This window comes from Micromonospora rifamycinica, assembly GCF_900090265.1.
GTDB lineage: Bacteria > Actinomycetota > Actinomycetes > Mycobacteriales > Micromonosporaceae > Micromonospora > Micromonospora rifamycinica.
In genome coordinates this window covers 5,710,216-5,724,502 of sequence record NZ_LT607752.1, presented here as the reverse complement: position 1 = coordinate 5,724,502, position 14,287 = coordinate 5,710,216, and the positions used below count along the sequence as shown (strand labels likewise).

Annotated in this window: 9 protein-coding genes; 7 read left to right on the top strand and 2 right to left on the bottom strand. The window is 71.7% G+C overall.

Going from position 1 to position 14,287, the window contains the following annotated elements; genetic code table 11:
- The first annotated feature begins 341 nt into the window (after positions 1 to 341).
- From GA0070623_RS24150 to GA0070623_RS24130, 5 genes are all read left to right on the top strand, one after another.
- Positions 342 to 935, top strand: coding sequence for a hypothetical protein (locus GA0070623_RS24150; RefSeq protein ID WP_067302969.1), 594 nt, complete (start codon positions 342 to 344; stop codon positions 933 to 935).
- 13 nt (positions 936 to 948) lie between these two features.
- The gene (locus GA0070623_RS31720; RefSeq protein WP_067302965.1) at positions 949 to 2,028 is read left to right on the top strand and encodes a hypothetical protein; all 1,080 of its coding nucleotides are present in this window, start codon (positions 949 to 951) and stop codon (positions 2,026 to 2,028) included.
- 170 nt (positions 2,029 to 2,198) lie between these two features.
- Positions 2,199 to 3,857 carry a sodium:solute symporter family protein gene (locus GA0070623_RS24140; RefSeq protein ID WP_067302962.1) on the top strand — a complete coding sequence of 553 codons (1,659 nt, stop codon included), beginning with the start codon at positions 2,199 to 2,201 and terminating at the stop codon, positions 3,855 to 3,857.
- A 32-nt stretch (positions 3,858 to 3,889) separates the two neighbouring features.
- Complete coding sequence (locus tag GA0070623_RS24135) at positions 3,890 to 4,195, top strand: hypothetical protein (RefSeq protein WP_067302959.1); 306 nt, start codon at positions 3,890 to 3,892, stop codon at positions 4,193 to 4,195.
- Positions 4,196 to 4,270: 75 nt separating this feature from the next.
- On the top strand, positions 4,271 to 4,657 hold the full coding sequence (locus GA0070623_RS24130) for a hypothetical protein (RefSeq protein ID WP_067302955.1): 387 nt from the start codon (positions 4,271 to 4,273) through the stop codon (positions 4,655 to 4,657).
- A gap of 259 nt (positions 4,658 to 4,916) precedes the next feature.
- Here GA0070623_RS24130 and GA0070623_RS24125 read toward each other — a convergent pair whose 3' ends face one another.
- Entirely contained in the window at positions 4,917 to 6,716 is a 1,800-nt protein-coding gene (locus GA0070623_RS24125; RefSeq protein ID WP_067314184.1) for a glycoside hydrolase family 6 protein, read from the bottom strand.
- A gap of 548 nt (positions 6,717 to 7,264) precedes the next feature.
- Between GA0070623_RS24125 and GA0070623_RS24120 the strand changes: the two genes are divergently transcribed.
- Both GA0070623_RS24120 and GA0070623_RS24115 read left to right on the top strand, forming a co-directional pair.
- Positions 7,265 to 8,320 carry a putative sodium/potassium/calcium exchanger gene (locus tag GA0070623_RS24120; protein ID WP_067314190.1) on the top strand — a complete coding sequence of 352 codons (1,056 nt, stop codon included), beginning with the start codon at positions 7,265 to 7,267 and terminating at the stop codon, positions 8,318 to 8,320.
- A 1-nt stretch (position 8,321) separates the two neighbouring features.
- A complete protein-coding gene (locus GA0070623_RS24115; RefSeq protein ID WP_067314192.1) occupies positions 8,322 to 9,041 on the top strand; it encodes a class F sortase in 720 nt (239 codons plus the stop codon).
- Positions 9,042 to 9,138: 97 nt separating this feature from the next.
- On the opposite strand, the gene GA0070623_RS24110 is transcribed toward GA0070623_RS24115, so the two are convergent.
- A complete protein-coding gene (locus GA0070623_RS24110) occupies positions 9,139 to 14,211 on the bottom strand; it encodes an NAD-glutamate dehydrogenase (RefSeq protein WP_067314186.1) in 5,073 nt (1,690 codons plus the stop codon).
- Between the last annotated feature and the right edge of the window lie 76 nt (positions 14,212 to 14,287).

Sequence of the window (14,287 nt, the reverse complement as noted above, 5' to 3'; positions counted from 1 at the left end):
GGCACCGTGGGCAGAATACGTAATCCTGACGCCCAGCACTACCGTGCGTCCCCCGGCGTCACCGCTGCGTCGTTGGTGCCGCAACGCCCGGTTCCTGACACCGGAGCCGGCCGCAGCCGGGCTGATCAGGCATCGGCGGCGGCCCGTCGGCCCACGCGACGGCCGCCGTCCGTCCGTGCGGAGCGGCGGAAAAACCTGCCGGGCATTCGTCACCCGATCGCCCGCGGACGGGCGCCGTGCCCGGTTCGTCATGCTCCGGTGGGCGGGCGGCGGAGGAAATTCGCCGGATCGGGATTGGTGATCAGTGCGGGGAGGGAATACCCCGGGGCGAAGGAGGAGCCATGTCGCCCACGCAGATAGTCCTACTGGTTCTCGTCGTACTGGTGGTGGCGGCGCTGGTCGCCGTGGCCGTGGTGGCCAACCGCCGACGTGCCCTGAGGTCCCGGTTCGGCCCGGAGTACGACCGGGTGGTCGCGGAGCAGGACAGCCGGGGCGCCGCCGAACGGGAGCTGCGCGAGCGGGAGCGCCGCCACGCGGAGCTGGAACTCACCCCGCTCGACCCGCAGGACCGCGCCCGCTACGCCGCCGCCTGGGAGGAGCTCCAGGTCCGTTTCGTCGACGCCCCGGCCGAGACCGTCGCCGACGCCGACGAGCTGGTCAGCCGGCTGATCGCCGATCGCGGCTACCCGACCGGCGAGTTCTCCGAGCAGGTCGCCCACCTCTCCGTGGAGCACGCCCGCACGCTGACCCACTACCGGGAGGCGCACGAGATCCGGCTGCGCAACGAGCGCGGCGAGGCCGGCACCGAGGACCTCCGCCAGGCCGTCGTCCACTACCGGGCGCTCTTCGCCGACCTGCTGGGTGAGGAACCGGTCGGACCCCGCCCCCAGCAGCAGCCGCACCCGGACAGCCCGCAGGACGCCACCACCCGCTGAGGAGACCACCGCCATGCGCCAGGACGAGCAGCAGCTCAACAACGACCACCCGGAGGTCGTCCGGTCCACTCCGGTGGCGGTTCCGCCGCCGGCCGCCGGGGACGCCACCACCGGCCGGCACGGCCGGGACCGGCACGCCGGGACGCCCGAGGACGCGCTCGACGACCGGGGCACCTTCGACGGGCCGGGGACCGACGACGACCGGGACGGCACCCGCCCGTACCCGCTGGACGACGCCGACCGGGACGACGCGCACGACCGGCACCGAGCGAACGACCCGGACACCGTGGTCGACCGGGACGACGCGCACGACCGGGAGCGCACCGGCGACCGGGACATCGTGGTCGACCGGGACGCCGTGGGCGAACGGGATGCCCCGGCCGAGCGCGACGGTGTGGCCGACCGCGACGGGGACCGGCGGCCGGAGTTCCACGAGCCGGCCCCGCTGCCGACCGCCTTCGGGGCGACCAGCGTGGGCGACGCGGTCGCCGCGTCGGCCCTGGCCGGCGGAGCGCAGGACGAGCGGGACGCCCGGGACGAGCACACCGCGCTGCCCGGCGACGGGGCTCCGGGGCGGACCGGGCCGTTCGACGACGAGCGGGCCGACCCCACCGCGGCGGACCGGATCCACGACCGGGACCGGTGGACGGCCGGCGGCGGCGCCCCGGCGACGCCCGACCGGGACACCACCGACCTGGCCGATGACGGCAGCGCCACCCCGGTCGTGGCCGACCCGGACCCGACCCCCGCCGGGGTGACGGCGACAGCGGCGGCCGGCGGCGCGGCGGAGACCGACGGACCCGGCACCGGGAACGTGCCCAGCGACGCCGCCACCCTGTTCGAGACGGACGCCGCGCAGGGCTTCCGGGACCGGTGGCGCGACGTGCAGCTCCGGTTCGTCGACGACCCCCGGGCCGCCGCCGGCGAGGCGCAGTCGCTCGTCGAGGAGGCCATCCGCTCCCTCTCCGAGGCGCTCGCCGCGCAGAAGGAGAAGCTGGGTGGCTGGCAGGGTGCCGGCGAGGCCGACACCGAGCAGCTCCGGGTGGCGGTCCGCCAGTACCGCGACTTCCTGGACCGGGTGCTGGGTCGCTGACCGGCGCCGGACCGACGACACCGACACGCGACGCCCCGGCCGGAGCCACTCCCGGCCGGGGCGTCGCCGGATCGACGCCGAATCGACCCGGACGGACGGCATGAAAGCCCGCACGGAGGGTAATAGCGCGCCCGGCGAGTGCCGACGACGCGGCGGAAGGGTGGCGGGCGATGGACGGTGCCGGGCTCAGACTCGACATGAACGCGCTGGACTACGGGATCCTGGCGCTCTACTTCGTCACCGTGCTGGGCGTCGGCTTCGCCGCCCGCCGGGCGATCCGTACCAGCGTCGACTTCTTCCTCTCCGGGCGCTCGCTACCCGCCTGGGTGACCGGTCTGGCCTTCGTCTCGGCCAACCTGGGCGCCCTGGAGATCATCGGGATGGCCGCCAACGGCGCGCAGTACGGCATCATGACGGTCCACTACTACTGGATCGGCGCCGTACCGGCGATGATCTTCCTGGGCATCGTGATGATGCCGTTCTACTACGGCTCCCGGGTCCGCAGCGTCCCGGAGTACCTGCGGCTGCGGTTCAACCGCCCGACCCACCTGCTGAACGCGATCAGCTTCGCGGTGGCCCAGGTGCTGATCGCCGGGGTCAACCTGTACGCGCTGGCGCTGATCATGCAGGCGCTGCTCGGCTGGCCGCTCTGGCTGGCGATCGTCGTCGGCGCGGCGATCGTGCTGGCCTACATCACCGTCGGCGGGCTCTCCGGCGCGATCTACAACGAGGTGCTCCAGTTCTTCGTCATCATCGCCGGCCTGGTGCCGATCACCGTCATCGGCCTGGTCAAGGTGGGCGGCTGGTCCGGCCTGATGGCGTCGGTCCGCGACTCCAAGCTGGGTGAGGCCGGGCTGCACGCCTGGGAGGGCACCGGCAGCACCGCCAACCCGCTCGGCGCGCACTGGCTGGGCATCGTGTTCGGGCTCGGTTTCGTGCTCTCCTTCGGCTACTGGACCACCAACTTCGCCGAGGTGCAGCGGGCGTTGTCGGCCAAGAACATGAGCGCCGCCCGGCGTACGCCGATCATCGCCGCGTACCCGAAGCTGGTCATCCCGGTGGTCACCGTGATCCCCGGCCTGATCGCGCTGGTCACCGTCAAGGGGCTCGGTGCCGAGTCCGGTGACCTGGTCTACAACAACGCGATCCCGCTGCTGATGCGCGACCTGCTGCCCAACGGGGTGCTCGGGATCGCGGTCACCGGCCTGGTCGCCTCGTTCATGGCCGGCATGGCGGCCAACATCAGCGGCTTCAACACCGTCTTCACCTACGACATCTGGCAGGCGTACGTCCGCAGGGAGCGGTCCGACGAGTACTACATCCGGATCGGCCGGATCGCCACCGTCGTCGGCGTGGTGGTCGGCATTGGCACCGCGTTCATCGCCGCCGGGTTCAGCAACATCATGAACTACATCCAGGCGCTCTTCTCGCTGTTCAACGCCCCGCTCTTCGCGACGTTCATCATCGGCATGTTCTGGCGGCGGATGAGCGCGTTGGCCGGTTTCTGGTCGCTGCTGGCGGGCACGCTGGCCGCGCTGGCGACCTACCTGCTCTACAAGGCCGGCGTGGTGCACTTCAACTCCGACCTGGAGGAGAGCTTCTGGGGCGCGGGCATCGCGTTCGTCACGGTCGCCGTGGTGGCGGCGGTGGTCACCCCACTGACCCGCCCCAAGCGGGCCGAGGAGTTGCACGGCCTGGTCTACGGGATGGGCGGGATCGACCTGAAGGGCGACGTGCTCGCCGGGGACCAGGTCTGGTGGCGGTCGCCGGTGCTGCTCGGTGCGATCGCGCTGGTGCTGGCCGTGCTCTTCTACATCCCGGTCTTCTGAGCCCGGTCCGTCACGAGAGGGAGGCGTAGGCCATGGACCAGCACAGCGAGCGGGCGGACGACCCGCAGGTCGCCGAGACCGAGAACGAACGGAAGCGGTCCGCCGCCGCCCGGCTGTTCGACATCCGCCGGGTGATCGGTGGCCTCTTCGTCGCGTACGGCGTGATCGTCGGGCTGGTCGGCCTCTTCGACTCGGCTGCCGAGATCGACAAGGCGCAGGGCGTCCGGATCAACCTGTGGGCCGGGCTGGCGATGCTGGTCTTCGGACTGCTCATGCTGGCCTGGCAGTGGCTGCGCCCGGTCGTGCCGCCCACCGCCGAGGAGGCCCGGGAGGTCTGATCCGCGCCCGGCATGGGGTCGCCCGGACGGGGTACCCGGGGCGCGGCAACGCGTCTGGGACAGGAGGGCGGCACCATGACCGATCGCGACCCGAACCGACCGCTGGAGGAGCGCCCGGAGGTGGCCGCCGCGGTGGACGACGACTCCACCGTGCCACGGATGACCCGGGCCGGTGGCGTCGACCCGGCGAACCCGTCGTTCGTCGAGCCGGACGGCCCGACGGCGGCGGCCGACGCTCCGACCGCGGACCTGATCGGTGACCCGTACGCCGCCGGCACCGGGGCGACCGGCACCGGCACCGGGGCCGGTGGGGACGAGATCCGCACCGGGGCCGAACAGCCCTGGGAGCCGGAGGACCTGGTGATGGCACGCGGTCAGGACCTGACGCCCGCGAACCTGGAACGGGCTCGCCGTGACCTGGCCGAACTGGGCCGGGCCGCGGTGGAGCGGACGGTGCCCTGACCCTGCGGATCCCGCTCCGCTGCGGGCGCTGCCGCGCCGGGGCGCATGCGGCTCCGCTGCGGGCGTCGCGCCGGGCGGATCCGGCTCCGCTGCGGGCTTCGCGCCGGGTCCGTGCCACGGCGTGCCCGCGCGCCATCCATCACCCCACGGGGACGCCGGTACCACGGGTGGGCCCCCGGTCCGACCTCTCGGTCGGACCGGGGGCCCGGGTGCGCCCTACCGCGTCAGTGCCTCACTCCAGCCGCGGCGGGCAGGTCCGTCAGAGCGCCGGGTAGGCGTTCTTCATGAGCTCCTGGAACTGAGCGGAGAACCAGGCACCGGAGATCGGCGCGTTGGGCAGTGCGCCGCTCATGCTGTTGCCGTTACGGGCGTTACCGGTGTAGGTCGGGTCGCACATCCGGTCGAAGCCCTTGCCCTCGTTGTTCGGGATGAGCGAGCTGGAGCCGTCGGACTCACCCGGGGGCTTGACCCAGACGTAGGCGTCGATGCCCGGCTCGGGGTTGGCCTTCGGCCGCTCGCCCAGACCCGCACCGGCCTGGTTGCACCAGTTGCCGGCGTGGAAGCGGCGGTCGACACGGCCACCGTTGACATAGGTGTCGACGCTGGTCGTCGCGCCCGGGCCGGTGGGCCGGGCGGTGCCGCCCCAGCCGTTACGGGAGGTGTCGATCAGCATGCCGATGTTGCTGTTGAAGCCGACCGAGACCAGCTTGGTGCGGAACGCCTGGGCGAACGACAGCTCGTCGACGTAGTAGTTCCAGTCGATCCACTTGGACTGCCGGACGGTCTGGCCGTTCACCGTGTCGGTGATCTTGACGTACGGCTCCTTCAGGGCGGAGTAGTTCGCCGTGTTGGTGATGAAGCCGTGCACGTTGTTCACGGTGCTGCCGGAGGCGACCGCGGCGGTCTTCAGGATGTCGGCGGTCGGGCCGAAGTTGGTGTCCCAACCCAGCCAGCCGTGGTGGCCGGCGTCGATGTAGTTGTACACGTTGCCGATCGGGCCCAGCTTGGCCAGGGCGTAGCCGACACCGTTGACGTACGCGCCGTTGGCCTTCACCACGTCACACTGCACCGTGCCACCGGCGTTGCCGGAGGTGTTGGTGACCAGGTTCGGCAGCGAGTCGATCTCGATGATGTTGATGATCCGCAGGCTGGCGTACTTGGCCTGGCTCTGGATCGCGGCGATCGGGTCGATGTACTCCGCCTTGTAGCGCGGCAGTTCGTCGGCGGCCAGCTCACCGTTGGAGGCGAGCGCCGAGCAGTCCCGGCCGGGCAGGTTGTAGATCACGAACTGGATGTAGCCGGCACCCTGGGCGAGGGCGGCGTCCAGGTGGTCCTTGACGCCCATCGCGCCGTTGGAGCTGCTGTCCGGGGTCCCGTTGATCGCGGCGATCCGGTCCAGCCACACGGCGGTCGGGTTGTTGGAGACCCGGCTGCCACCGGCCTCGGCGTCCGCCTTGGCCTTCCACTCCGGGTTCACGTAACCCTTGACCCCGGCGTACGGGTTGTCCACCTTCTGCCCCGGCGGGGGCGTGGTGGGCGGGGGCGTCGTCGGCGGAGGCGTGGTCGGCGGGGGCGTGGTGGGCGGGGGCGTCGTCGGCGGAGGCGTGGTGGGCGGAGGCGTCGTCGGCGTGACACCGCCGCAGACCACCCCGTTCAGGGTGAACGAGGTCGGCTTGGGGTTGCTGCCGCTCCACGAGCCGTTGAAGCCGAGGGTGGTGCTGCCGCCGCGACCCAGCGAGCCGTTGTAGGACTCGTTGGTGGCGGTCACGTTCTGGCCGCTCTGCGACCACTTGGCCGACCAGCCCTGGGTCACCCGCTGGCTGCTGTTGGGGAAGGTGAAGCCGAGGGTCCAGTTGCTGATCGGGTCACCCACGTTGCGGATGGTGACGTTCGCGGTGAAGCCGCCGGACCAGTCGTTGGTGGTGTAGTCGATGCTGCACTGGGTGGCGGCCTGCGCCGCGGTGACCGGGATGGTCACCAGCCCGCCCGCGACCAGCACGCTCGCCCCGGTGAGGGCGAACGCCCGGCGTCGGGCGGACATACTTCTCCACAGATTCATGCCTTTTGCACTCCTTGGGCGAGACCGGCACCGCATGGGGACCGGCAAGTGGCGCGTGAGCGTCCTGGGGTACGGACGAGCCCGGCGCCAACGGGACATCTCGGGGGGTGCCCGACCCGGGGGGCGGGCGTGGTGGTGGCGAGCTGCACCGGCCCCGTGGGACCGGTCGGCGGCGATGTCGTCCGGTGCACCGGTTGCCCTCGACCTCTGCCGTGCGCGGTGTGGCTCCCCGAACCGCGTGTAGGGATTCTTGCATGGGAGCGCTTCCATGGCAATGGCTCGATACCTTGCGGCAACCTGCCCGCAACGCCCGGACCGGCACTCCGGCCCCCGACGAGGGTATCCCCGCCCAGCTCGGCCGGCAGCGCACCAACCGCGCGTCGGGGTGGCAAATGCCAACACAAGCCCCCTAGCCCCCTTATGCCCCGCACCATCGTTAAAGCCGAAAACACGAATCTTTCCCCGAATAAGTCGTGAAACCGTCTAACGTTGGTCATAGCTCGACTGTCGTCGGGCTCAGGACAACAGGGGATGGAGTGACGCAGGTCATGGCTAACAAGATGCTCGGGAAGGTCGTCGCGGGTGCCGCTCTCGGTGGCGCGTCCCTTCTGGTATTCACGCCGGGGATCGCGTTCGCGGACGGTCACCACGACGGCGAGAGCCGGGACGGCAAGGTCTTCGCCAAGCCGCACGTCGTCAAGCCCGGCGAAGAGGTCAAGCTCATCGAGATCTGCCCGGAGGCGCAGGAGCACGCCTTCGTCTGGTCCAAGGTCACCGGCAAGGTCAAGCTCAAGCCGGCTGAGGGCCGGGGTGAGGACCACGGTGACTGGAAGGACGACGAAGGCAAGGGCGAGGACCACGGCAAGGGCGAGGACCACGGCAAGGGCGAGGACCACGGCAAGGGCGAAGAAGGCAAGGGCGAGGACCACGGCAAGGGTCCTGACGGCAAGGGCCCCGACGACAACGGCCCCAAGCCGCAACCGCCGGCCGAGGGTGGACAGCCGCCGGCCGACGGCGGGCAGCCACCGGCCGGCGGCCGGGGCGGTGGCTTCATGGCCGCCGACCAGGGTCCGGACCACGGCGGCAAGGGCGACGAGGGCAAGGGCGACGAGCACGGCAAGCCCGGCGAAGAGCACGGCAAGCCCGGCGAGGAGTCCGGTGAGCACGGCAAGCCCGGCGAAGAGCACGGCAAGCCCGGTGAAGAGCACGGCAAGCCCGGCGAAGAGTCCGGCGAACACGGCAAGCCGGGCTACGGCGAGGAGTCCGACGAGGACGACTGGCTGGGCCACGACGGGTACGGCGAGGACGAGGAGTACGACCACGGCAAGGACGAGGGCGGCTGGGAGCACAAGAAGGACTTCGTCTACTACGGCGAGGCCGAGGTCTCCCGGGACGCCCGTCCGGGCCGGTACGAGCTGAACGGCTCGTGCGGCGAGGGCGAACTCGTCGTCCTGCCGAGGGGGCACGTCGACGGCGGCGACGGTGGGATGACCACCACCGGTGCCGACCGGAGCATGGTCGCCGGCGGGGCGGGCATGATCGGCGCGGCTGCCCTCGGCGGCATCGTGCTGATGCGTCGGCGTCGGGTCGATGAGCTCGGCTGACCTGACGGCGACACGGGCCGGCGGCCGTCACGGGAGACCGTGGCGAGCCGCCGGCGCGGCCGTCGTCGTCCTGCTCGCCATGGCCGGTTCCGGCCTCGTCGGCGCGTCCCTGCGTACCACGCCCCCGCCGCGTCCGCCGCAGCCGGCGGCCCAGGCCGCGCCGCAGACCGCCCCGGCGGCCACCGACCCGGACGCCGGGCCGGTCGACGACCCGGACGCCGGGATCCCGGCCGACGCCGGCGCGCCGGCGGGCCCCGACCCGCTGCCCCGGTCCGCCCCCACCACCATCACGATCCCGAAGATCGGGGTGAACGCGGAGATCATGCCGCTGGGCACCAACCCGGACGGCACGGTCCAGGTGCCCCCGCTGGAGCAGGCCCAGCGGGCCGGCTGGTACGAGCCCGGCACCAGCCCCGGCGAGACCGGCAACGCGGTGATCGTCGGGCACGTCGACTCGGCGAAGCTCGGGCCGGCGGTCTTCTTCCAACTCGGCGCGCTCCTGCCGGGCGACCTCGTCGCGGTCTCCCGGGCCGACGGCAGCACGGCCACCTTCACCGTCGACGAGGTGCGGTCCTACCCCAAGGAGCAGTTCCCCACCGAGCTGGTGTACGGCCCGAACGACCGGCCCGGACTGCGGGTGGTGACCTGCGGCGGCCAGTTCGACGAGAGCGCCGCCAGCTACCGGGACAACGTGATCGTCTTCGCGACGCTGACGTCCTGACCCGGCACCCGTCCACCGCCGCGTGGGCACCGCACCCCGAGGCAGCACACCGACCCGCGTCCCCGGTGACGAACCGGGGGCGCGGGTCGCCGTACCGTCAGGCCGCCGCCGACGTCCGCACCAGGGTACGGATCTGCCGGAGCAGCACCGACAGCGACGCGAGGTCGGCCCGCGACTCGTCGAACTCCCCCATCGCCCGGTGCGCCCGGTGGATCGAGGTGGCGTTCGACTGCTCCCACTGGAGCACCCGCTCCTGCGGCGACAGGTCGCCGGCCGTGGAGTCGAGCACCTCCCCGGTGAGCGCGGCCAACGCGGCGTACAGGTCGTACCGCAGCGCCATCCGGGCCAGCGTCTGCCAGCGGTCCTCCCGGGGCAGCAGGGAGATCTTCGACAGCAGCGAATCCACCCGGAACCGGTCGGAGAGCACGAAGTAGACCGAGGCCACCTCGCCGACGTCCCGCCCGCTGGTGCGCGCCGTCTCCACCACGTCCAGCAACCCGAAGCTGTACATCAGCCGGGTCGCCTGCTCGGCCAGGCCGGACGGCAGACCCCGGGCGGTCATCGCGTCGATGTGCGCCCGCAGCGACTCCCGTTCGCTGCCGTGGAACCGGTCCTCCAGGTCGGGCAGCAGCCGGGCCACCCCGTCGCGGAGCCGCTCGATCTCGGCCGGCACGTCGATCGGCGAGCGCCGGTTGCTCACCAGCCAGCGCACCGCCCGGTCGAGCAGCCGCCGGGTGTCCAGGTAGACGCTGGTCTGCAGCTCCGGCGAGACCCGGTTGTCCAGCGCCTCGACGGCGTCCCACAGCTCCCGCAGCCCGAAGACCTCCCGGACCACCACGTACGCCCGGATCACGTCGGCCGCCGACGCGGCCGTCTCCTCGACGACCCGGAAGACGAACGAGATGCCGCCCCGGTTGATCGCCTCGTTGACCAGGACGGTGGTGACGATGTCCCGGCGCAGCCGGTGCTGGGCCATCCGGTCGGCGAACCGCTCGCGCATCGGCGTGGGGAAGTAGTCGACCAGCACCCTGGTCGTCCACTCCTCGTCCGCGAGGCCCTCGGCGAGGATCTCCCGCTCCAGCACGATCTTCACGTACGCCAGGAGCACGGCGAACTCCGGCGCGGTCAACCCGGACTCGGTGCGTACCGCCAGCTCCTCGTCCGGGGGCAGCGCCTCCAGCGCCCGGTCGAGCTGGCCGGCCCGTTCCAGCTCGCTGATCATCCGGCGGTGCACCGGCAGCAGCGAGGCGGCCTGGGCCTGCGAGTTGTTGATCGCCCGCGCCTGGTCGTAGTTGTCCCGCAGCACCAGCTCGGCGACCTCGTCGGTCATCTGGGCCAGCAGCTCGTCGCGGGCGGGGACGTCCAGCGCGCCGTCGGCGACCGCCGTGTTGAGCAGGATCTTGATGTTCACCTCGTGGTCGGAGCAGTCCACCCCGGCCGCGTTGTCGATGAAGTCGGTGTAGATCCGGCCGCCGCCAGCCGCGTACTCGATCCGGCCGTGCTGGGTGCAGCCCAGGTTGCCGCCCTCGCCGACGACCCGGCACCGCAGGCTCCTGCCGTCCACCCGGATCGCGTCGTTGGACTTGTCGCCGACCTCGGCGTTGGTCTGGCTGGACGCCTTGACGTAGGTGCCGATGCCGCCGTTCCAGAACAGGTCCACCGGCGCGGTGAGGATCGCCTTCATCAGCTCCGCCGGGCTGAGCTGCGTGACGTCGTCGTCGAGGCCGAGCACCGCGCGCACCTGCGGCGAGAGCGGCACCGACTTGGCGGTACGCGGGTAGATCCCGCCACCCTCGCTGATCAGCGCGCGGTCGTAGTCCTCCCAGGACGAGCGGGGCAGGTCGAACAGGCGCTTGCGCTCCCGGAACGACGTCGCGGCGTCCGGATCCGGGTCGAGGAAGATGTGCCGGTGGTCGAACGCGGCCACCAGCCGGATGTGCTCGGAGAGCAGCATCCCGTTGCCGAACACGTCGCCGGACATGTCGCCGACCCCGACCACGGTGAAGTCAGCCGTCTGGGTGTCGTGGCCCAGCTCGCGGAAGTGCCGCTTGACCGACTCCCAGGCGCCCCGGGCGGTGATGCCCATCTTCTTGTGGTCGTAGCCGGCGGAGCCACCGGAGGCGAACGCGTCGCCCAGCCAGAAGCCGTGCGCCGCCGAGATCTGGTTGGCGATGTCGGAGAACGTGGCGGTGCCCTTGTCCGCCGCGACCACCAGGTAGGGGTCGTCCGGGTCGTGCCGCACCACGTCCGCCGGGGGGACGATCTCCCCGGCGACGATGTTGTCGGTGACGTCGAGCATCGCGCCGACGAACTCCTGGTAGCAGGCGACCGCCTCGTCCCGGTCGCCCGGCTTCTGCTTGAGCACGAAGCCGCCCTTGGCGCCCACCGGCACGATCACCGCGTTCTTCACCATCTGCGCCTTGACCAGGCCGAGCACCTCGGTCCGGAAGTCCTCCCGCCGGTCGGACCAGCGCAGCCCGCCCCGGGCCACCGGCCCGTACCGCAGGTGCACGCCCTCGAACCGGGGCGAGTACACGAAGATCTCGAACTTGGGCCGGGGCGCCGGCAGGTCCGGAATGGACTGCGGGTCCAGCTTGAACGCCACGTACGGCTTGGGCCGCCCGTCGGCGCGCTTCTGGTAGAAGCTGGTCCGCAGGGTGGCCTGGATCAGCGTCAGGTAGGCGCGCAGGATGCGGTCCTGGTCGAGGCTGGCCACGTCGTCCAGGGCGACGCCGACCGCGTCGACCAGTTCGCCGCTGCGCTCCCGGCGCTGCCCGGCGTCGCGCCCGTCCGGGGCGAACCGCACCTCGAACAGCTCCACCAGCAGCGCCGCGATCCGCGGGTACGCGATGAAGGTCTGCTCCATGTACTCCTGCGAGAACACCGCCCCGGTCTGCCGCAGGTACTTCGCGTAGGCCCGCAGCACCACCACCTGCCGCCAGGTGAGACCGCCGCGCAGCACCAGCTCGTTGAAGCCGTCCACCTCGGCCTCACCCCGCCAGGCGGCGGCGAAGGCGTTCTCCACGTGCGGGCGCACCTCGGCCAGCTCCTGGTGCCCCTCGGGCAGCCGCAGCCCGAAGTCGTACAGGAAGACCCGGCCGTCGATCCGGTCCACCTCGTACGGGTGCTCGTCGACCACCCGGACGCCCAACGAGTGCAGCACCGGCAGCACGGCGGAGAGCATCATCGGCTCGCCGTAGCGGTAGACCTTGAACCGCACGTCCATCGCCTCGTCCGCGCCGGTGTCGCGCTGCCCCGGCCGGGGCGCCCACTGCTTGCGGAACAGGTGCATCTCCAGCTGGCCGGGCTCCTCCAGCAGCTCCAGCTTGGCCAGATCCTTCATCGCCTCGTACGGCGTGTGCCCGTCCTTGTAGCCCTCCGGGAACGCGTCGGCGTACCGGGTGAACAGGTGCTTCGACTGCTCGTCGCCGAGCTTGCGCTCCAGCACCAGGCGGTAGTCGTCGTCCCAGAGCCGGGTGGCGTCGGCCAGCTCCTCGGCGAGCAGGTCGGCGTCGATCTCCCCCGGCGGCCGGTTCGGGTCGGTCCGGACGATGAAGTGCACCCGGGCCAGCATCGACTCGGTGACCCGGGTGGTGTAGTCCACCCCGACGCCGTTCAGCTCGCGCAGCAGGATGTCCTGCATGCGTAGCCGGTTCTGGGTGGTGAACCGGTCCCGGGGCAGGTAGATCAGGCAGGAGATGAACCGCCCGTACGCGTCGCGGCGCAGGAACACCCGCAGCTGCCGGCGGCCGGCCATCCGCAGCACGCCGACCACCGCGTGGTACAGGTCGTCGGTCTTGATCTGGAACAACTCGTCACGCGGGTAGGTCTCCAGGATCTGGAGCAGGTCCTTGCCGGAGTGGCTGCGCTGGCTCAGGCCGGAGCGGTCCAGCACCTCGGCCACCTTGCGGCGGACCACCGGCAGTTCCCGCACGCTGGTCCGGTACGCCGCGGTGGAGAACAGGCCCAGGAACCGCCGCTCGCCGACCACCTCGCCGGCCTCATCGAAGATCTTGAACCCGATGTAGTCCAGGTAGGCCGAACGGTGCACGGTGGCCCGGGAGTTCGCCTTGGTGATGATCAGCAGCCGCTTCTCCATCACCTTCTCGTGCGCCTCCGGCGTCATCGACGACAGCGCCCGCGCCTCCGGCGAGTCCGACCGCAGGATGCCCAGGCCGGTGCCGAGCACCGCCTCCAGCGCCGGGCCGCCCTGACCACCGGAGTCGACCAGCCGGTACTCCCGGTAGCCGAGGAAGGTGAAGTGGTCGTGGGCCAGCCAGCGCAGCAGCTCCACCGAGTCGGTGATGTCCTTCTCCGGCACCGGCGGGCGGTCGTCCGCCGTCCGGGCCGCGGCCAGCTCGTCGGCCAGGGCCAGCGCCCGCTGACGCATCTTGGGCCAGTCCTCGACGGCCTCCCGCACGTCGGTGAGCACCCGCTGCAACTCGCGGCGCAACTGGTCGCGCTGGTCCGCGTCGCGGACCGGGTCGATCTCGATCCGCATCCAGCTCTCGACCAGGTCACCGGCGATCGCGTCGTCCGGCTCCACGTCGGCGGAGACCTCGGTCAGCCGGCCCAGCGGCTCCCGCCGGACCACCACCAGCGGGTGCACCAGCAGGTGTACGTCGAGGTGGTGCGCGTTGAGCAGGGCGGTCACCGAGTCCACCAGGAACGGCATGTCGTCGGTGACGATCTCGACGACGGTGTGGTGCTGGTCGGCGTCGGGCGAGTGGATGCGCAGCTTCAGCTCGCCCGGCACCCGCTGCTGGGCCAGGTCCCGGTGCGCGCGGGCCGCGTCGAGCATCTCCTCGGCGGTGAACCCGATCAGCTCCTCGTCCGGCGCGAACCGCCAGAACCGCCCCACCAGGGTCGCCGCGTCGTGGTCGTCGCCGGCCAGCGCCACCGCCTGGGCGACCAGGCGTTCCGCGTTGGGCACCGGCTCGTCGAGTGCCGCGTCCTCCACGTCGTCGCCGAGCGCTTCCACCGGAAGCCCCAGGTCGTAGAGGGTGTCGATACTCGAACCGGTCATCCCGGTCACGCCTGTGTCGAGTCGACCGTAGCCGTCCCCGGCGGGCGGGCTGTCCCCGTCGGTCGCCGAATCGAAGCTGTCGTCCCGGCCCGTGTCGCCCTGCCGGAGGTCGGGTACCGGTTTGATCGCCGGACGCCGGTCCATCGGTGCCACTCCCCTCGACGACCCACCGCGTTGTGGGTCACTCTGCCGCCCCACCATAGGCCCTGCCGTTGCGTGT